Annotated in this window: 12 protein-coding genes; 4 read left to right on the forward strand and 8 right to left on the reverse strand. The window is 36.7% G+C overall.

Annotation, left to right across the window (positions count from 1 at the left end; genetic code table 11):
* Window positions 1-26: 26 nt before the first annotated feature.
* From EAE90_RS17910 to EAE90_RS17930, 5 genes are all read right to left on the reverse strand, one after another.
* Window positions 27-4,421 carry a Tc toxin subunit A-related protein gene (locus EAE90_RS17910; protein ID WP_214054616.1) on the reverse strand — a complete coding sequence of 1,465 codons (4,395 nt, stop codon included), beginning with the start codon at window positions 4,419-4,421 and terminating at the stop codon, window positions 27-29.
* Window positions 4,422-4,468: 47 nt separating this feature from the next.
* The gene (locus EAE90_RS17915; RefSeq protein ID WP_214054617.1) at window positions 4,469-7,357 is read right to left on the reverse strand and encodes a Tc toxin subunit A; all 2,889 of its coding nucleotides are present in this window, start codon (window positions 7,355-7,357) and stop codon (window positions 4,469-4,471) included.
* A 134-nt stretch (window positions 7,358-7,491) separates the two neighbouring features.
* Window positions 7,492-9,813, reverse strand: coding sequence for a hypothetical protein (locus tag EAE90_RS17920; RefSeq protein ID WP_214054618.1), 2,322 nt, complete (start codon window positions 9,811-9,813; stop codon window positions 7,492-7,494).
* Window positions 9,814-10,217: 404 nt separating this feature from the next.
* The gene (locus tag EAE90_RS17925; RefSeq protein WP_246550903.1) at window positions 10,218-11,186 is read right to left on the reverse strand and encodes a threo-3-hydroxy-L-aspartate ammonia-lyase; all 969 of its coding nucleotides are present in this window, start codon (window positions 11,184-11,186) and stop codon (window positions 10,218-10,220) included.
* Window positions 11,187-11,253: 67 nt separating this feature from the next.
* Window positions 11,254-11,874: a TetR/AcrR family transcriptional regulator gene (locus tag EAE90_RS17930; protein ID WP_214054619.1), complete on the reverse strand. Its 621-nt coding sequence runs from the start codon at window positions 11,872-11,874 to the stop codon at window positions 11,254-11,256.
* 236 nt (window positions 11,875-12,110) lie between these two features.
* On the opposite strand from EAE90_RS17930, the gene EAE90_RS17935 reads away from it, so the two are divergent.
* Window positions 12,111-13,322 carry a Tm-1-like ATP-binding domain-containing protein gene (locus tag EAE90_RS17935; protein ID WP_214054620.1) on the forward strand — a complete coding sequence of 404 codons (1,212 nt, stop codon included), beginning with the start codon at window positions 12,111-12,113 and terminating at the stop codon, window positions 13,320-13,322.
* 346 nt (window positions 13,323-13,668) lie between these two features.
* Here the strand turns inward: EAE90_RS17935 and mtr are convergent, their stop codons facing one another.
* The 3 genes from mtr to tnaC form a co-directional block, all read right to left on the reverse strand.
* A complete protein-coding gene (gene mtr, locus EAE90_RS17940; protein ID WP_214054621.1) occupies window positions 13,669-14,913 on the reverse strand; it encodes a tryptophan permease in 1,245 nt (414 codons plus the stop codon).
* A gap of 79 nt (window positions 14,914-14,992) precedes the next feature.
* On the reverse strand, window positions 14,993-16,393 hold the full coding sequence (gene tnaA / locus EAE90_RS17945; RefSeq protein WP_214054622.1) for a tryptophanase: 1,401 nt from the start codon (window positions 16,391-16,393) through the stop codon (window positions 14,993-14,995).
* A gap of 124 nt (window positions 16,394-16,517) precedes the next feature.
* On the reverse strand, window positions 16,518-16,616 hold the full coding sequence (tnaC, locus tag EAE90_RS24735) for a tryptophanase leader peptide (protein ID WP_214054623.1): 99 nt from the start codon (window positions 16,614-16,616) through the stop codon (window positions 16,518-16,520).
* Between the two features lie 549 nt (window positions 16,617-17,165).
* Here tnaC and EAE90_RS17955 point away from each other — a divergent pair.
* The 3 genes from EAE90_RS17955 to EAE90_RS17965 all read left to right on the forward strand — a co-directional run bounded on the left by EAE90_RS17955 (window position 17,166) and on the right by EAE90_RS17965 (window position 21,956).
* Complete coding sequence (locus tag EAE90_RS17955; RefSeq protein WP_246550905.1) at window positions 17,166-17,597, forward strand: bleomycin resistance protein; 432 nt, start codon at window positions 17,166-17,168, stop codon at window positions 17,595-17,597.
* Between the two features lie 1,364 nt (window positions 17,598-18,961).
* Window positions 18,962-20,302, forward strand: a complete 1,341-nt coding sequence (locus EAE90_RS17960) for an MATE family efflux transporter (protein ID WP_214054624.1) — start codon at window positions 18,962-18,964, stop codon at window positions 20,300-20,302.
* An 877-nt stretch (window positions 20,303-21,179) separates the two neighbouring features.
* The gene (locus EAE90_RS17965; RefSeq protein WP_214054625.1) at window positions 21,180-21,956 is read left to right on the forward strand and encodes a HisA/HisF-related TIM barrel protein; all 777 of its coding nucleotides are present in this window, start codon (window positions 21,180-21,182) and stop codon (window positions 21,954-21,956) included.
* Window positions 21,957-21,958 lie beyond the last annotated feature (2 nt).

Below are 21,958 nucleotides of genomic sequence, written 5' to 3' on the forward strand. Positions count from 1 at the left end.
TCAATACAAAAACAACAATAAACGTATTATTTAAGTAGTTCTCTTACTTGACCGGAAAATGCCTCACCACCATCCTTCGCGGTATAACGTACATGTAAAATAATATCTGTCAAATTATCCAGAATATCTCGCTGTATATTGTCTGTTGCCGCTGATGGGAAGGTGAGTTTCCAGTCAGAAACCGCACCCGTTCCTTCAAAAGGTAAATAACGATCATCACCAAAATTAAGATTAAATGTACCGCTATCATTAATCCCTGATGAAAGTGCGATTTGTTGGCTCGCTCTCAAATTCGTAACAATCTGTTTATTATCGCCTTCTTTATTTGAAAGTAAATATTTCACACCATTAATATCCGGTGTTTTCAATGTATAACTTTTGGTTTGAGTTAAAGTCGCCTTAATATCCTGATAAGGACCAATTAATGTCGGCAGCGTGACCGATACAGACGTGATCTGGCGTAAATAATGCCCGGCATAATCTTGATCAAATAATTTCTCGTTCAGTATAAATGTAATTCCTTCACCAGTTTTAAGTTCAGATTGAATATCTTGCCATTTTTTCGTATCAGATAATAGATTTTTTAACGAGATCGTTTTAGTTAATTCTAAACGACGTTCATTACGATTCAAATAAGCCGACTCCATTTTCAATAGATTCAGTTTAATTTTTTCTCCTACCAATAAACCATTATGGTTATCGTCCCAACCATTTTGCACAATAAATTGTGTGGTAAAATCCCCCATTTCATATTGCCAGCATGCTTGTGCATTTAAACATAGCGAAAGCACCGCATCATAAGCCTGACGATATAATGACATCATCTGATCATTCAGCCATTGATAAAGCGAAGATTTCGTTATCCTAGCCACAGTAAGAAACTGATACATATCCTGCTCTTTTTGCAGTTGAGCCTGAGATTGTTGTAATGTTGTATTCGCGGCGGAAATTTGCGCCTCTTGCTGTTCAAGCTGTTTTTTCAACATTTCCAGCTCACTTTCCGCCTGTTTATATTGAATCTCCCACTCTTCACGTCGCCGGTTATAACCCGCTTTAATACTTAATGTATCACTCGCCATTTGCATAATTAATGATGCAGTACGTGTAATACCCGCAGAACAAACAAGCGGCATATGCCATCGTTGCCCGCCAAATGATGTTCCCGCAATGCTAGGTATCAGCGAAGCGGCACCGGCGGCGGTTAACATTCCTTCTTCAACAGAAGAAATAATTTTTGCCGTACCTTGTAAATTCAGAGCATTGGTTTCATCGGTAGAAATGTTTTCATCATAAAGCGCCTTATAATGATCAATCCGTTGTTGTAATGTCTGCTGACTTTTTAATAATGCCTCTTTCCCTTTTTCAGCAATTGCGACAGCATCTTTCTGCAATGAAATGGTGAAAACAGCTAATTCTTTCAAATGTAATTGATTCAACTCTTCCTGTTCCGCACGATCTTTACGTTCTTGCGCACTCAAGAGTAAATCGCCAAAATGACTTAATGTATCTACCGCATGATAAACACTAGGTAATAATGCCCGAAAACGATAAGGCGGTATATTCAAAATAGCCGTGCTACTTGCTGCCAATAATGATCCACCATTTGCCACTAAAGCGAGCAAATTTTTTGGATCGACAGGCGTTGCATATAATGGTAACGACAAAGGTTTACCATCTAAAGTTAAATTATGGCGCAAATTATAAAATCTGCTGGATAAAATATCCCAATACCGCAGTAAATCATTGTTCAAAGGCACTCTGAATATCGCATTATCCACCGCCGTATGAGCACTGACTTTAGTCGTTGGTAGATCAATTAATATATCAGGATCAATATTACGCTCAAATTCGCGTAATTTATTATTCTTTGAAGAGGTGACATCTGCCAATTCAATCGGCAGCCAATGACTGACTAAATCAAAATCAGGTCTGGAGCCAAGTAATTGCTGCGCTTGAAGATAGCGTAATTTAGCATTATTAAGCCCATCATTGGTCAGAAAGCGATAAAAACTATCACCAAAATCAATTAAGTTCTGCACATACATTTGAAATATGGCTTTCTTATAATGTACCGGATCGGCATAAGCTATCGCATCTGGATCTTGTAATTCTTTTAGTTGTGCTGAACTATCTTGAGAAACTGCTAACAGGCTGCAATTCCAATAGCTTGGGCTACCATTAGCCTTATTTTTTACTCCTGGGTTGAAAATATAGTGCAACCAGTTTTGAGCATCCTGATATTGTTGTGAAGCATTGAGTTGATACGCAACTAAATAAGGCACATGGAAGAAAAGCTCCCAAAAATAAATACTATTTGCTCCGTTAAGCGCTGAATCATTATTTTCATCACTCCCTGGAATAGATGGCTCTTTAATATGTTGCGCCTCCCAACTCAGTACATCAGCAATACAATGGTTAGCCCGCGCAATAAGCTCCTTGCCAAATAGGGTATTTAATCTGATAGATCGATATTTAAATTGCAATTCAGTAATATCCAGATACTGTGCTTGCGTTTTTTTATTATAGGTCAACAGCAAATTAGGATAGGGCGTTTTACTTATTTTAACCTCATAATAGTTATAACCTAAATCCGCATCTTCGCCCTCTTTCTTATAACCTAATTTTAAAAATACACTCGAATCATTACCATTTATTTCATCGAAATCAAGTTCTACCGTAGGAATAATACTATTCCCATTAAGTAATTGGCGTTTTGAATATAACAGACTATCGTTCCCTCCGTTAGTATGCCATAAACAAAAATCAGCCTCCCGATAACCTGAATGGTCAATATCTACTTTTGGCGTTCCATCTCCAGAAGCAACAAGTTTACCACCCGATTTATTGAGTTCTGAACTAAATACTTTAGCTTCTTTTAGTCCAGATAACGGTACTTCCATTTCTTTGGTAAAATGATAGGCATTACCTTGCTTTTGTCCCCATTCAGAAAAATTAACGTTCAACTCAGGATAACCACTCTGGCTAGAATTAAACATAATATAAAAATAGTCACCTGATGCATAACTATTATCATTAATAGTCACCGCGACAGAAACTGTTATTTTTCCATTATTTTCTTTAGCGCCATCAGCGAGTGAAATATTAACCTTTCCTGCTTCACTAGATTTACTTTTAAGATCAATATCACATGCTACAGATTTAATAATCTCTTTCCCAATCGACAAACTATTATTACCACTAAGACGTAATTTTCTACTCCCCATTTCAGCAAATAGTGTCATTTTCCCTGTAGCAAGCCCAGGATAACTTCCTGACTCCAGATAAACAGGTTTATCAACTAATTTATATGCATCCCCAAAATAGGCTGACAACATATTTGATTGTGTAAGATCTTCCGTAGGATTAGATTTCATCTGTTGATAAATATAGAGATCTAATGACTTATCACCAACCAGAGGCACAGGAACTTCATTAAATAGTAAATTACAAGAATACGGATAATGTTCTTCTTTTACTGATTTATAAATAGCAGAAATAACTAATACCGGTTCAGCTCGTAAATCCATTAATGCAATCAGTTCAAAGTCATCATTAACTTTATTCTTATCGCCAGTAAAAGTACGTAATTTATTTGGAAGGCTCCATTCACCATTAAATTTTCGATATATCAAATTAATACTATAATAATCTTCTTCTTTATTATTATCAGCTTCATGTGCCAACCAAACGATATGAAGACGACCATCAATAACAATTGGCCGGATCTTAATCACTTCCCCAGTAGCAGGAATACCAATTTTTTCCCACTCTTGCCAAGCTGTCGGGTTAATGACATCTTGCATATTGCGATTAGCCATATTCAGCGATCGCCAGTAATATTGACCTGGCGTAATATTCATCTTACCAATGAAATAATATTCAGCCTGAGCGGGTGCCAATTCTTTAGTCGTATTGATATAGCCACTCATTAACTCTAAATTACTTATCTCTTCAAATTTATTCAAATAATTCAATATAACTTCTTGAACAACTTCATCACTCAATTTACCTTTATTTAAATTATTCTCCAACTCTTTAAAATCACTTGTTTTACCCTGACGTAATATAGGGCTAATATAATTCTCTGGATAATTCCATAACTGTTGAAAACCAGCCCAAATATTATATTGGCTTAAAACATTATTCCATTTTTCTACTTTATCTTCATATTGATAATCATACCCTGGTTCCATGTTAAGCATAATGCCATTAATATATTGCTGAACACTGGAAATCGCTTGTGCAACGACACTGGTATTAACCTGACTAGATACCTGATTATCAATAAGTAAATATTGATACAAATCATCCGGCGTTTTTAAATCAGGTACATTCGCTGTTTTTGCAATATTCCCTAAGTAATAACTAACCAATCCATTACGCACATTCTCAGCTAATTTTTTAGAAACAATATTTTTCATATCCTGAACCTCTATTAAAATTTTTTATTCCACCATGAAAATTACTTTTACAGAGTTGCTACCATCGCTGTACCAACCTGTTTATAATCCTCATAAGAGGAATGAGCATTGATATTTATTGTCGCTAATAATGAACGCATGGAAAGCGCCATTTCCTCAGACCAAACTTTAAGTCTCATCATGATATCTATTTCAGCCAATGTTTTTGCTGTATTATCTTCTTTTCCAATAATATGTGAATTAGCTAATAGCACTTCATCACTCTGCCATGACAATAGTTCAGTTAATATTTTCACCATATTAGTTTTATCGTTATTTTGATTATCCGTATTGACTAGTTCCAAATAACGCAATATTTTATCTTCCGCGTTATCTAAAGAAAAAACTAATTGCATCCAATCTCGGTAGCGACTGAAATAATAAATAACTGATAAAGAAAGTTGCGTATTCTGGCAGCCAAACCATTCAGGATGTTCAGAAAAATGCTTCAACATCACAGTACTCAGTTGGAAAATCTTAATCACTGAAATATATCGCGATAAATCATACATCAGTATCAGATAATCCTGACTGATCATTTCTGGCTGTAAATTTTTCTTATCAAACAATTCAAATGACTTTAATAAAAAATCATAACTACTTGAGCCGATCCAGTTTAAAATAAATAGAGGAAACGGTTGTGATAGCTGAAATGCATTTGCCAACATACTGGCCGATATTGCATTTTGTGCAGATTGAGCTTGAGTAATAATTGCAGCCCATTGTTCAGTAATAGATACTTTGACTTTATCATCAAGTAATATACTTTTTATCGCTTTATTAATTTCATCATTAATATTAACCTCAGGCTTAACCAAACCATATTTTTGATGCGATACTGCATTTAAAACAGTTTGACGTGGAGTTAACCAATCAATCAAATCACCATTATCATCTAATGCAGGTAAGATATTTGATGATAAACTTTCCAGGGTTAAACTCGCTGAATTACGATGCAATCCAACTTGATTAATAAAGGCCACCTGCGCCGCATTGCCGGTCATAACAACTTCATTAGCTGGTAATAAGAATAGTTGAAGCGTACCAACAGATAATTTATTTATTCTCAACCATTCTGTGGTTTGCTCCATCGCAATCATAATATCAAACATATCTGTTTGCCTATTATTTCCTTCCTGCGATAAATAAGGCATACCAGCAACCTGTTTTAATATTTTATTTCCACCTATCAGCGTTAACAGAACCACACCTTCCTGTGGTGTTAACCCCAACATTCTTGACAATCGCACAATGCGATAAAACGCAGAAACAACAGGAAGTGAACATGTTAAACTTTTTTTACCTATCGATTCAGCAACTAATGGCGCTAATAGAGTAAAATCCTTCGCTGCAATTTTCAATCCAGCACATAATTTGCTAATAATCTTATCATCCTGTTTTGTCTCCGAATAAAACTCACGATCATCAATCATCAATGGCTCATCAAATAACGAAGATGAATTGAAAATCTGATCGAAGAAAGAAATATCTGTACCCGTCGAGAAAGGGGTAATTTGATATATTAATGCGGCAAAATCATCAGGTGAAATATGATATTTTTTATTCCAATGATGAAAAATCCCTAACATACGTAAGGTATTATCATTCATCTGTAATTGTTTATTTGCATCCCCTTCTGCCCGCATAGTTGCAGTCACCAATAAATCAATTTTATCTACCGGCAAATTAACCCATTTCCACAATCGTATCATGCGATTTAATCTATCAAAGCGTTGATGATTCACACCGGACAGTTTATTTATCTCTTGTGGCAAATGATCACTGGAGACAAATTCACGATACAAATGTAAAAAATCACTCTCTTTTGCATTTGGCCCATTAATAAAAACAGCGCCATAACTATAAGGAGTCGCAGGTATAGTTAAATTAAGCACATTTTTAGATAATCTCACATTATTTTGTTCTAATGCCCCCCCTTTATTGGTAGATATTCCTTTTATACATAATAATTGCTCAACTTCTGCGACAGAAAGAGCTGTTTGTGCAATAAAAGTCGATAACAATTCAAGTAACTCTGCATTATTAACGCCATAATTATCTTGATAGAATTGACTATTAGATGGATTTAACGGCTCATTAATTATTTTTTGTTGGCAAATACCTAGCTGATTTGCCAAAGGGGGGACAAATTCTCCATTAGCAATATTTAGATTAGATTTAAGAAAATAAGGATAACGCTTATCTGTCTGTTGTATCATTTCCAAACAAAAAAGTTTTTTATTATCAAATGTTAGGTTAATTTGGTTTTGCGCATAATCATAAGGGAGTTGGAATGGATAACGTACATTAGCCAAAAGATCATAACTGGATAAATTGGTCTTTCCTTGTTGTTTTAACATAGCTTCCAAACGTTGACTTAGCATAGTATTAACCAATGACAGTGTTGAAATCTCCTGATTAATACTGACTTCATCCAGCATTAAATGCGCTAAATCAGAACGGCGCTCATCGATTTTAATTGCCTCATCCTCTGCATTGAGTTCAATATCCATCGCTAATTTATAAATCTCTGCTAAATAAGCAACCGGTGAATTATTTGCTTCCGGTGCGCCATTTGGACAGTATTGCTGCCAATTATCCTGAAATAAGGATTGATATTGAGGACCTTGTTTTAATGAAAGCGAAGAATAACTTCTGGCATATGTATCATGAGTGTAATGCTGCTGGCGAAATTTACGGGCTATTTGTATAGCATAGCTGTTTGCCATATCATAAATATCTGCTATCTGATGATTTGAATTATACTTCTTTAAAAATAGACTACGGGGAATTCTTATAATATCAAAAATAGATTTATAACCTAATTCAATTATTTTATCGGTGAAGTTATATTTATTACCTATTTTCTTTAACAACGGGCTAATATCATGACTCATAGAATCGCCTTTATTTATTGGGAATACATGGATGGGTGTTTTATCTAAAAACGATAATAGGCTTGAGAACAGAGATGCAATAAACAATAAGGCATTTATTGCATCATCTGGTAATTATTAAAAGTTGTTAACTATTAACTGATTTTCGGCTCAAGTGTAATCAGAGCATATCCGGCACGATTGGGTTTATTCTTATGTGTCACTCTGAGCAAAACAATTTCCGAACGAGTAATATCATTTGGCGCAGTATAAGTTGCAGTATACTTTTCAATGTCATTGCCAAACTCATCTTTTATGACTTCTGGTTCACCAACCTTAATATTTCCTCTTGCAGGCATGAGGCTCCATTCACTTGGAGAAGTCAAATCATTACCGACAGAAGAGAATTCTATTACGGCATCGGGTGTTAATAATTCTTGATTATAGCTAGGATCAATCTTGAATTCAGCTATGGTACTTTTGCTAATAAGCAAAATATTAACTTTATCTAAATCGCCATTATCAGCAACAGCCGTCACCGTAACCATATTATATCCGGCCGGGAAAGCGGCTGGAGGCGTATATTTACCATTCGCATCAACAACACCATAGCCAGTACCCGTTTCCACACTCCAATTCACTTTCTTATTGCCATAAACAGTAAAATTGGCTTCCTTATTAACATCATTCTCATTGATAACAACAAAAGAAGGACTAACCGATACTGAGGAAGGCAACAGAGTGACAACCGCAGAAGCTTTAGCGTTTGTCTTTGAATCTGTCGCAGTAATTGTCACAATTTGACTATTCCCTTTTATCTTAGTTGGTGCCGTATAATCTCCGGTATTAGCATCAATACTACCCAATTCTGCTGGAGTGATGGACCAATTTACCGCTGCATTGGTGTTGATTGTAAATTTATGCTTAGTTTTCACTGGCATAGTTAATTGAAGATCATTGATTTTAAAAGCGGTTGATGTTGGAGAAATATCACCAAATAGCACCATATCCCCGGGCACATACACTTTATCAAATTCAAGATAATTGCTTTCAGGGAATAGAAGGTGATTAACTGCAAATAGACTAATGCTATCTAATTTAATTTTTGCAACATTGGATAAATTATTTTCAACAACACCTTTAACAATGTCTGCTGTTTTATCAATAAACTCTGATTCAAAATCAGGGCCTATAAGACCTCCCCATCCAGATGCCCCTTGTTTATCATAACGGGAACTCATTCCATAATGTGATTCCAACTTAATTTCATCATTAGATATAACTGTAGGTGTAATATCTATTGATCCATCAACATAGAAATCAATTTTATTTCTAGAATAATGACCAGTTATTAGACTATCTTCCAATACGCCGACGCTTTGATCAAAATGATAAGATTGACCATTATTACCCACTCCAGAAAAGATAATTTTTTCCTTCTCAGGCTTAATATACATCCCAGAATAAGGGATTTTTACTTTCTCTGGCCAAATATTATCGACACCATTATATTTAACCAATCCTGTCCATACAGTGTATTTTCCTCTTTTATATTGTACAGGTTCATTACTTTCAGAATATCCGTTTTTTATATTTAAATATTTGGCTGAATCATTTTGTTGACTATTGAGACTGACCAGCTCTAATTCTACTCCTGTAGAACTCGGTAATAAACTCTCATATTGCGGCTTAAGAATATTCTCAAAAAGTGTCTTATTACTGATAATTAGCATCGCAGAACGATTATCCGGTATCAAATAAGGAAAATTATTTGAGTTAGTTGGTAATACTCCACCGTTAGGATTATAGTTTGTTGCAATAAATAACAACACCGCCCCATGACCATAATTATCAGAACTACGTAAATTAGCATTTGGTGCTGGTTGGGTTCTAATCTTAAACATTTTTGGAACCAGTCCAGCCGTATTATCCAGCTTCAAAATACCTAATTCATAAGTTACGTCATTATCTTTGAGCCAATTACGGAAAAACTCTTTTACTTCTGCTGGCGCATCGTCAATAACATTAACTACACTCAAATCTCCTTTTTTAAACTCAACAACAACTTTTCCATCATTACCAACAGAACCTGTTGCCACAGTCAAATTTACGGTTATCGTCATATGGTAATCATTATTCGGCGTAACTCTTTGATAATTCTTTACTCTACCATCATCATAAAGTTCTACTATCGTGCCAGAAATAAAATTTAATTTTACCGTTGCCTGAGAATCTTCAATTGATGAATTTTCAAAGGAAATGAGCGGCACTCCCAATATCAAGTTGTCAAATCTTATCTTGTGATTTCCACTTTCCCAGGAAATAGGAGAAAAATGTGTACCTTCACTCACTTTTCTCACATATTGCTGTTCAAACAGCATATTTATTTTAGCTCTATCATAGGCAGCGATAATATCCCATCCAAGAGTCTTCGTTTTCCCACTAAATTCATTAACAATACTATTTTCTGTAGACATATAATCACCTATGTTTGAAGTTACTAAAAATATGTTATTAAGGCAAGCGTATTAGATAATAGCTACCGCCATCATATTAGTTCAATAATATGAAATTAATCTCTGGAATAATCTATATTTTCATTCTATTAACAACTTGGAAACAAGTTGAAAAAATATATATTCTCCAATACATCCACATAGATTGAAAATTAATTAGGATGTATATGATTAATATAACATGTATCAACGTGAATATAACATAGGAAAATATTAACAAAAAACATGCAGAGGATAATATATAATATCACCCCTACAATTAATATTTAAATATAACAAATCAATAACTAAAAAATAATAATCACCCTACAAAACACATATTATAAGTTCTGCGAATATCCCCCCGTCTGCGTAACCTATTACGTCTAAGATTGTTTTGACAGCAAAGCACAATAACGCTCAATATCCACGTTACCGCCACTGACAATGATCCCAACTCTCTGTCCTTGCAACTGCGTACTCATTTGGCGTACAGCGGCAAAACTCAGGCAGCCGGTCGGTTCGACAACCATTTTCATTCTTTCCGCATAAAAACGCATTGCATCCACCAATTCTTCATCAGAAACAGTGAAAATATCATCAACATTTTTTTGAATAATATCGAAAGTATATTGCCCAAGATGTTGAGTTTGTGCGCCATCAGCAATGGTTCTAGGCGTATCGATATGAATAATTTTTCCCTGACGAAATGATTGCTGAGCGTCATTACCGGCTTCCGGCTCTACACCATAAATTTTACATTCAGGAGAAAAATGGCGGGCAGCAAGCGCACTCCCTGAAAGCAACCCTCCGCCACCGAGACAAACAAACAACGCATCCAATTCCCCAACTTCTTCAAACAGCTCTTTTGCCGCGGTTCCTTGCCCGGCAATAACGTGTGGGTGATCATAAGGGGGAATTAAGGTCAATCCCTGCTTTTCTGATAATTCACGGCCAATCTGTTCACGATCTTCGGTATAACGATCATAAAAAACAATTTTACCACCGTAACCTTCGGTCGCCGCTACCTTAGCCGCTGGCGCATCGAACGGCATAATGATTGTCGCCGGTATATTCAGTATACGAGCCGCCAATGAAATCGCCTGAGCATGATTACCCGATGAATAAGTCACAACCCCATTGCGGCGTTGTTCGTCACTAAATTGTGATAGCGCATTGAAAGCACCACGAAATTTAAATGCTCCCATTCGCTGATAATTTTCACATTTAAAAAATAACTTGGCTCCAGTCATTTCATCAGCAGTGCGGGAAGTCAGAACTGGCGTACGGTAAGCATAACCTTCTATACACCGGGCAGCATCAATAACATCATCATAAACAGGAATATTTTTCATAGAAATAACCGTAAGTTATACGAAATAGCAGACAAAATATCTACTCCAGGAAAACCTATCAAAATAACTATAATTCAGAATCTCTGTGCGCCTGATTAATAATTGCTTTTGCCATCCATTTAGTGATCTCAATAATTTCTGCATTATCCATCTGCCAAATATCTTTCATCACCAAAAAGACCTCAGAACCATAAATCAGGGAAAAAGAACGGATGACATTTTCCAAGGTATCCGGCGGAAAATGCCCTTTTAATGGTTCAACAACCATTGCCAGGATATCTTTACGATGCCCACGAACCAATTTCTTTTCCTGTTTATCCTCAGATAAGCGCCCCTGAGCCCACTGTTGCAAAGAAACCAACAGAGCAGCTCGTAACGCGCCTTCATGTTCAAACATTCGAGGATAGGCAAAATTCAACAACTCAATAATCCGCTCCTCAGTTTTTTCACTGGTCGGCTTCCAGGTAAGAATCGGCCCAAGGCTGGCGCCAACAATTGCATCAATTAAATCACTTTGAGTCGGAAAATAACGATATGCCGTTGCCCTGGAAACACCTGCATGCATTGCCAATTCAGAAACCGAAGGTATCGCCCTCTGTTCAAAAAGTTCCAACGCCGCATTTATTAGCAATGTATAAGTTTTTTTCCGAGTACCGGTAAAATGAGTTTTCTTCTTCGAGTCCATCATCCCCACAACTCTTTCACAATAAAAATCGCTAGATTAACACTTATGGTTAAAATATTTTTTCGCTATCATCACTCTACTCAACTATCTACAAAACGATCAAATTGATTCAGCTTATTTATGGATAAAATGAGATGACAGTCTCAATTTGATAATATAACTGTGATACTTGAGTCTCATCTTGACTATAATCTGTCCATGAATGAGTAGTCAGCACCAGGGAAGTATTCATAATTATAATGAAAAAAAACCAAGGCTATGTTTATATCGCTACTATTTTTGATACCAAGCGCGCAGAAATTTTCTACGTCAGGGATCTGATCAAAAAAGCCGGCCTTGCTGTTCGAACTGTGGATTTGACTACTCAATCTGGCTCACTGGAAAGAGGTGCCGATATCACGGCCCAAACAGTAGCAGAGCATCACCCACAAGGTAAAGAAGCCGTTTTCTGTGGTGATAAGGGGAAAGCCATTTCCGCGATGTCAGTTGCTTTCAATGTGTTTTTATCAAAACAAACTGATGTTTTAGCAATTCTAGGTCTGGGAGGTTCCTGCGGTACAGCACTGATCACACCGGCAATGCAATCTTTACCCGTAGGTATACCAAAACTTATGGTTTCTACTATGGCATCCGGTGATGTTTCTGGCTATGTGGGAGTTAGCGATATATCTATGCTGTACTCGGTTACAGATGTATCCGGTCTTAACCGTATTTCTCGCCAAGTGCTAAAAAACGCAGCCAACCAAATCGCAGGAGCTGTTTATTTTCACGAAGAGAACAATATTGAAGATAAACCAGCTATTGGTCTGACGATGTTTGGTGTGACGACACCGTGTATACAGTTATTAACCAAAGAGTTGGAACAGCAGTATGATTGTCTGGTTTTTCACGCAACCGGCAGCGGTGGCAAAACAATGGAAAAACTAGCCGAAAGCTGTTTGCTTCACAGTCTACTGGATATCACTACTACTGAAGTCTGTGACTATCTGTTTGGTGGCGTTCTTGCTTGTGGCGCTGACCGTCTGGGAGCCATAGCCCGTACGCAAATACCTTATATTGGTTCTTGCGGAGCGTTGGATATGGTGAACTTTGGTCATCTGAACACTATCCCAGAACGCTACAAATACAGGCAATTTTACCGTTACAATTCGCAAGTAACATTGATGCGCACCATACCCGAAGAGAACCGTCAAATGGGAATTTGGATCGCAGAAAAACTCAATCAGTGCGAAGGAAAAGTAAAATTTATTCTTCCAGAAGGTGGCTTTTCCGCTCTGGATATTAAAGATGGGCCGTTCTGGAATCCTGATGCTAATCAATCATTTATTGAAGCTTTTGAAGCTACATTGATAGAAACGGAAAATAGACAACTAATTAAAAGCCCTCATCATGTGAATTCACCTGATTTTTGCCAACAGGTGATTAACGAATACCGGCAGATGATGGCTTAGCATCAACAGTAATATTGTTGCAAAAACAACACTGACACTGAAAGATTATATACAACTAATTAATGACTAGGCAAAAAGTTGCCAGAAGAGGGCATTCTAATGCTATTGTTCTATCAGTGACGAATTTACGACGTGTCTGTTGGGACGTTGTACTAAAAGAAATTAAAGCAGTTGACTATTCGTGTTCAAAGGGAAGCCATAAGAACTTCCTGTTAATAACCTTGCTGTAAGATGTTAGGAGTTAACAAACTAAATCAAAACATAAATATACCTGCTTTGTTTTCTCCCTTTCGGAGCTTATTTCCGTCAACACCAGGCTCCTGCGGCCCCCACCGCAGGAGTTTTTTTATGAATAAACCGGCAATAGACTAAAATTTGATAGGATATGCGCAACGGCATTCAGTACACCAAATAACAAAATCAAGCCAAGCATCACATTACCTCCCCAAACCCGATACATAGGGCTGCCAAATCGCTTACGGGATGCTCTGGCAAGTAATGCGGGAACGATAGCCGCCCAAACTGTCGCAGCAAGACCAGCAAAGCCAATCGCATGAATAAAGCCATTCGGGTAGATCATTCCACCCACCATTGGCGGAAGAAACGTCACCAACGCCGTTTTGAAACGCCCTAACTTGGTATCATCAAATTTAAGCAAATCAGCCAGATAATCGAACAACCCAAGCGTGACGCCAAGGAATGAGCTGGCAACCGCAAAGTTAGAAAAGAGCGTTAATAATAAGCCCAGAGCTGAGCTGTTCAATCCTCCGCTTAATGATTGTACCAAAACATCAATATTGCCCCCTTTTGCGATGATTTCGACAAAATCAGGCCGGGAAATATTGCCCATTGTTCCAATCAACCAAATCAAATAAAGCACCAAAGCCATTGATGTCCCAATAAACAGGCATCTCTTTATTTTCTCTGGCTCTTTTCCATAATATTTCATCAGGCTAGGGACATTGCCATGATATCCAAAGGAGGCCAGGCAGAAAGGTAAAGTCATTAATACGTAAGGCCAGTAAGTTGGATTCACTTCAGTTGTATTAAACAATACCGCTGGTTTAACGTTATAAAGCAGCCCGCCAAACGTCATAAAGAAAGTTAATATCTTAGCACCAAGAATAATTGATGTTATCCGGCTGACAGTTTTAGTACTTACCCAGACAATAAATGCCACAACAAGAGCAAATAAAAAACCAGCAAACCCAGATGGAAAATCTATCGATAACTCCCTCATAGCATGTTGAATAACCGATCCGCTCGCGGAAATATAAGCGTAGGTCAGTATATATAAAACAAAAGCAAGGGTGATACCATTAATGATATTCCAGCCATTGCCCAACAGATCTTTTGTGATGGTACTGAAACTTGAACCAATCCGGTAATTAAGATTGGCTTCCAATATCATTAATCCTGAATGCAACATGCAAAACCAGGTAAAAATTAAAGCGGCAATTGACCAGAAAAACCATGCTCCTGACATGACCACCGGTAAAGAAAACATGCCTGCACCAATAATCGTTCCACCAATGATCATGGCGCCGCCAAATAAAGATGGAGACGATTTTTCTATCGACGAAGTAGCCATATGCGTTACCCTAGCGTGGCTGTATATAGTAAGCAGTAAAATTGGGGATGCTCTTAAACAAGAAGCATCCCGATATTTATTATTTAATTGGTTTTAATCTTGCAACGAAATGACGTAATACCGATGGCTCATAAGTAAAAGTTAATCCTTTAATCTGAGAAAATCGCTCCTTCAAGGAAATAAAGGCTTCTACAACATAATCCATATGATCATTAGTATAAACGCGACGAGGAATAGTTAATCGCAAAAGTTCCATTGGTGATGGCTTCTGTTTCCCGGTTTCTGGATCACGACCTAATAACAAAGAACCTATTTCCACACTTCTTATTCCCGCTTCCAGATATAATTCATTATTCAGTGCATGAGCCGGGAATTGCTCCCCCGGAATATGTGGTAATAATAATTTAGCATCAACAAATACCGCATGACCACCGGTTGGATATTGAATCGGAATACCTGCTTCTCTTAACCTATCACCTAAATAAGCCACCTGATTAATACGATATGCCAGATAATCTTCATTCATCCCTTCTTCAAGACCAATTGCCAATGCCGCCATATCGCGCCCGGCAAGACCGCCATAAGTCACAAACCCTTCCATTGGCACACAGCGGGTACGCACTTCATTAAAGAGATCTTCATCATCACGGAAACAACAAAGACCACCAATATTGACTAAGGGGTCTTTTTTAGCTGACATTGTTAACATATCGCCATATTGATACATCTCTTTGATAATCTGTTTAACGGATTTATTTTCATAGCCCTTTTCTCTTTGCTTAATAAACCAAGCATTTTCACAGAAACGAGCTGAATCAATCACCACAGGAATATCATATTGCTTTGCAATCTCATACACGGCTTTCATATTAGCGAGAGAGATGGGTTGACCGCCGGAACTATTACAGGTAACGGTTGTAACAATCGCGACAACATTATTAGCGCCCTGTTCTGCTATCGTTTTTTTCAACTCATCAATATCAAAATCGCCTTTCCAATCATAATAAGTGGTTGTATCAAAGGCTTTTGATGTGACGACATTAATCGCTTTCGCGCCATTTAATTCAACATGAGCCGCAGTCGTATCAAAATGGAAATTAGAAATAAAAACCGGATGCGTTGCCCCACCTTGCGCTTTTTTACGGGCAATTAATGTCGGAAATAAAATCTGCTCTGCTCCGCGCCCTTGATGAGTTGGAATAGTATATTGATAGCCAATTAATTCATTAACTTTATCACATAGATGGTAATAGTTACGGGAACCGGCATAAGCTTCATCCCCCATCATCATGCCCGCCCACTGGCGATCACTCATTGCTCCGGTACCAGAATCTGTCAGCAAATCAATATAAACCGCATCACTGGGTAATAGGAATGGATTATATCCGGCTTCTTCTAATGCTTTTTCTCGTTCAGCACGGGTAGTCATGCGAATATTTTCTACCATTTTAATACGAAAAGGTTCTGGAATACGTTTCATATATATTTTTTTATCCAATAGTTGGCTATACTGCATCATTCAGACAAATTTCCAAAAATAGCCAGAAATACGCCAGAATAAATGTAATAATTACAAGACTTAATTTTAAATGTAACCAGAACAACTAATCAGGGAAAAAATGAGAAATACGATGATCGACATTAAACCATGCTTGCATATTACAAGAATAAATAAAATAATAACGTAAAAATATAGAAATCATAAAATGAATTTATTCCCTGATTAAAATCACTCATTAAGATATAGATAATATTTAAATTATCCGTGACCAATTCCACAAAAATAAAAATATCATAAATATCATTTTACATATGAATTCAATTTAATGAATCATATAAATCAACAAGAAAAACAGATAATAAATCGAGTTTAATAAATATAATAATGCAATTAAGCACATCAATTAAATAAATGACTAACACAGCAAACTCCCCTATGAGGGCTTAAAGAAACCAGTTATATAACGTAAAAATTAATAGTGTTATTTACTCAGTTTTTCCAGAAATAAAAAATAGCTTTATTAGATCTATACCCAATGGATTTCAAGACGGATAGCGACAGCAAGGGAGCGAATCCCCGGGAGCATAGAGAACTATGTTACCGGGGTGAGTGAGAACAGCCAACAAAGAGGCAACTTGAAAGATGACAGGTATGTTACTATTTAGTTCATTAGACTATAATATTTTCACTCTGAATCAAATTAATCTATTCTCGTATAATAAAATAGACATCGTAGAATATAGGATGATAAATGGAACAACATAAGCCCTATTGGAATCGTATGGTTCCAGAACTTACTGTTACTGACTTTTCTCTATCTCTGGATTTTTATCAAAGAATTCTCGGCTTCCAGTTGCTTATTCGACGAGGTAATCCAAATTTTGCGTATTTAGCACTTGGTGAAGCACAACTCATGCTTGAAGCGTTACATGATGATGGCTGGAACACAGCCTCATTAAATTATCCTCTTGGCAGAGGGGTGAATTTTCAGATTGAAGTTGATGATTTAGCACCTTTACTGCACAGCTTAAAAGTTAATAACATCAAACTGTACCAAGAGGTTAAAGATAATCACTACCGTATTGATGAAGTGATTGCATGCCAACGAGAATTTCTTGTGCAAGATCCTGACGGTTATCTGCTACGTTTCAGCCAATTTATAGAGAACATAATGTCATATTGAACATAATATTTTGCTATATCAGACAATTTGCGCACATTTTTTCAATATCTAACCTAAAAATATTTAAGTAACACTTATAGCAATATTATGTCATTAATTTAAATAGTCTCATTCAATTGATATTAAAATAGAACATTAGTAACTAAAATTAATTTCAAAAAATTCGCCCTAATTAAAGGGCGAAAAATAGGAATAAAGAAAGGTAAAATTTCGCATAATACTATAACGGTACTAACTTAATATTAATAGAATTCCATTTTCGATTAACTATTTTTTTCAGATACAGTAGACGCTGGATAATCAGTAGTTAAATGATTAGGAGTGTGAGAACCGATAATACATGTTGTAGCATTAGATGAAAAAATAACGCATTTTGCCACACATATAGGAAAATCCGGCTGCAAAATACAAGCATGGGTAGATGTAGAAAAAGCAGAAAAGAAAGTCAACGTTAAAATGGCCCAAAGTAACTGGTGTTGTGGTCTATTTGTCATCATATCACCTCGCTGAATGGTATATTTTTATTTCCTTATATTCGACTCCTTTAAATTAATTATAGAGCAAATTTTAACCACAAAAATTTTTCTATCACTTCGTTTATAAATCGTTTAAGTTGTCACAAAAAATTGAATAACCAGATTCTAAAAATCTCATAACTCAATAAAATTATTTATCAACATTAAACTATAGACAATGTTTTCAATAAAATTACCTAATGATTAGACCAGCATATTAAGATATCAATAGCTGGCAAAGTTGACATCCAATAAATAAAGAATAATAAATTAAAGAAATTATATAAAATATTTTTAAAAATTGGCGTTTAAATTTTTTATCAATTCAGGTAATCATTTAAAAATCTTAATTATTTACCATTAAATTTATTTACTTTTTGATCTACATTTCCTCACAACAAATGTACTATAACTAACTAAATGTATTACTGAATATATTGATTAATAGCATTGTAGCCACAGTATACGTATCCGCAGCGAAAAAATAGGCGCTAAATTTAGCAACCTTATTCGGTAATGACAAAACCGCTTGGTTCCCAAATTCCATATCCACCATGTGCAACATGCCAGACAAAAACTTATCAATTTCGCTAACATATCCTACAAATAGCAATGCTGATATTTATTGCCAATCATTCTCCTTATGATGAACATCGATCGTTATTTAATTCTCACCACCAAGAGTTGTTCAAGCAGAACAAACGCAACCCCAGAATTCATTTTTTTATCTTTCTTTATTTCATCTCTGTTAACGGATAAATAAACCATGTACAATGCTTAAGTATTTCCTGAGTACGCGGCATCTCAAGAAATAATTCATTTACCTTTTTTAATAAGCAGGTTTTTCAAATGCATCAAACTGATGTTACTGAGCGTTCGCTCTTTTCATTAAGCTGGCCGATTTTTATTGATATTCTTCTTCATCTGGCCACTTTATTAATTAATACTTATATGGTGAGCCACGTTTCTACTTCTTATCTGGCTGCTATGGCTGTAGGTAATCAGGTATTTGATCTGTTTATCACCATCTTCAACTTTATCAGTGTTGGATGCAGTGTCGTCATTGCTCAATATATTGGCGCAGGCAAACGGGATAAAGCCAGCCAGGCGATCCATATTTCTATTGCATTCAACTTTTTGCTTGGGTTTAGCTGTGCGCTGATTACTGTCTTCTTCGGCTATAAGATCTTACACATCATGAATATGCCGGAACATCTGATGGAAGATGGTTTTAATTATCTGCACATTCTCGGTATCTGTCTGATCCCCGAAGCCATTTCAATTATTCTGGCTGCTTGTCTGCGGGTTTATGGGAAATCGAAAGCGGCAATGTATGTTACTTTGATTGCTAACTTGCTGACAGTGCTAGGTAATATGATCGTCCTATATGGTTTCTTCGGATTACCTAAATATGGTCTGGAAGGCGTCGCCTGGTCTACAGTCTTTGGTCGGATTGTCGCCGTGATCCTATTATTTTGCCTGCTCAGTTATGGCCTGCGGATCAAATTTACGCTGGCTGGTTTCCTGCGCTGGTCACAAGATATGTTGGGTAAAATCTTATATATTGGTTTACCTGCCGCAGGTGAAAACGTAGTGTGGATACTGCAATATATGGCGGCCATAGCATTCATTGGGCTAATGGGTGAAATTCCATTGGCAGCGCAAACACTCTATTTCCAGCTATCGCTGTTTGTGATGTTGTTTGGCATTTCTGTCAGCATCGGCAACGAAATTATGGTCGGCCATCTGGTCGGTGCTAAGCGATTTGAAGATGCTTATATTCGTGGCCTTAATAGTCTGAAAATTGGCTGTATCGTCACCATTGGCGTAGTCACCGCTTTCTGGCTGTTCAGAATGCCGATTCTGCATTTCCTGACACAAGATGAAGCCATTATCAAGCTGTTGTTGCCTCTATTCTTGCTGTCCGTTTTTCTGGAGCCAATCCGTACCGCAAATATCGTTATGGTGAACGCATTGCGCGCTTCCGGTGATGCGCGTTTCCCACTCTATGCGGCCATGTTCTTTATGTGGTGTATTGCTATTCCGGTGGGGTACTTTTTGGGGATCAAAATGGAAATGGGCATTTTAGGTATTTGGATCGGTTTCTTCTGTGATGAATGGCTGCGTGGGCTTACTAACATCTGGCGTTGGAAATCTAAAAAATGGCAAACTAAACGGCTTGATATTTAAGCGACTCAATATTTAAGAGAATAGTTAAAACCCGTCGTTTCAACGCAGTTTCTTCCAGTCTCCCCACATACAACAAGAGGTACCCAATTAGGTGCCTCTTTAAAACGTCCAGTATTCATGTTAATTGCCTCCGATATTCTTGATGAGCAAGAAACATGGTTAAACACAGCAATTAATATCATTCTAAATATACATTTTAGCCAAATAACCAATGAAATTATATTTTTAAATATAAGCTCTTATTATAGGTGATAAAAATAAATTATTTTATAGAAACACTCCATGTAATATTCTTATATATAATACAAATAAATAATTCCCACAGAATAAATAGCATATAAATACATATTAATCATTGTTACTATTTTAAATTCTCAGCAATTCTATTTCGCTCACAATGAAAATTGACCGCCAAAATAAAAATAATGATTACACGCATTTATTTAAGATAAATTAGCACATATTAAATACATTACCTGAAAAAATAGATCTATATTATCTCCAGCAATTAAGATATTGGATAAATAACACAACACTTTTCCTCTCGACATTAGCAGAATTCATTTCTTATATATTTATGCTGAATCGCTATTTACCTAGCTTTAAAATAACTCTTCTTAAGTAAATATAAGATCAACTAACTTAACAAAGTTATCCAAATTGCTATATTTAGCTAATAACCTTATTGAGAAATTTTTTCTTTCCACTATTATAAATCGATGAACGGTTATTAAGTTCATTAAATTAACCCTTTTGTTCTTTAATCCAATTTCTTTTTAAAAGAAGTAAAAGACATATTTATTCGTTACATTACAAGCTGTAATTACATTAATCACAATCGTTATTAATTTTTAAATAATTAATTAGGATGCATTCAATGATAAGTAAGGAAACATTCGAGATATTTCCCTCTGTAGATATTGTTGACGGAATAGCAATGACATCAAATTCCGCAATTCGATTAACCCGTGGTGAAAGCCCAACATTACGGCGACCTTTAGGCACGCCGGCGGAAGTGGCGCTCGCCTGGCAAAATGCCGGGGCAAAATGGATACATGTTGTTGATCTTGATGCTGCATCAGGACGAGGCTCAAACAGCCATCTTATTGCTGATGTCCTTGCTGCGGTCGACATTAACGTACAGGTCTGTGGCGGAATCAGAGATGAAACCATCTTGCGCAAAGTATTAGCAACTGGATGCCAACGAGTTAATTTGGGAACCGCAGCATTAGAAAATCCAGATTGGTGTGCCCGAGCGATTGCAGAATATGGCGATAAGATCGCCATTGCTCTGGATGTAAAAAGCACATCAGAAGGTTATCAACTGGCAACACATGGATGGAATGTCAGCAAAGGCAATCTCTGGGATGTTCTTGAGCGCCTCGACAAGCAGGGTTGTCAACGCTACGTCGTAACCGATGTTGAGCGGGGAGGCATGATGAGTTCGCCAAACTTCACGCTATTACAGGAAGTCTGTGCAAAAACATCATCACCCGTTATTGCCGGTGGTGGAGTATCAAGCCTGGATGATCTCCGCGCTTTAGCCTCTCTATCCACTATCGGTGTCGAAGGTGCAATTCTTGGTCAAGCTCTACATATTGGTAAGGTTCCTCTCGAAGATGCCCTTGCTGCAACACAATCATCGAGACGTTGAAT

The organism is Photorhabdus caribbeanensis (assembly GCF_018448885.1).
Lineage (GTDB): Bacteria > Pseudomonadota > Gammaproteobacteria > Enterobacterales > Enterobacteriaceae > Photorhabdus > Photorhabdus caribbeanensis.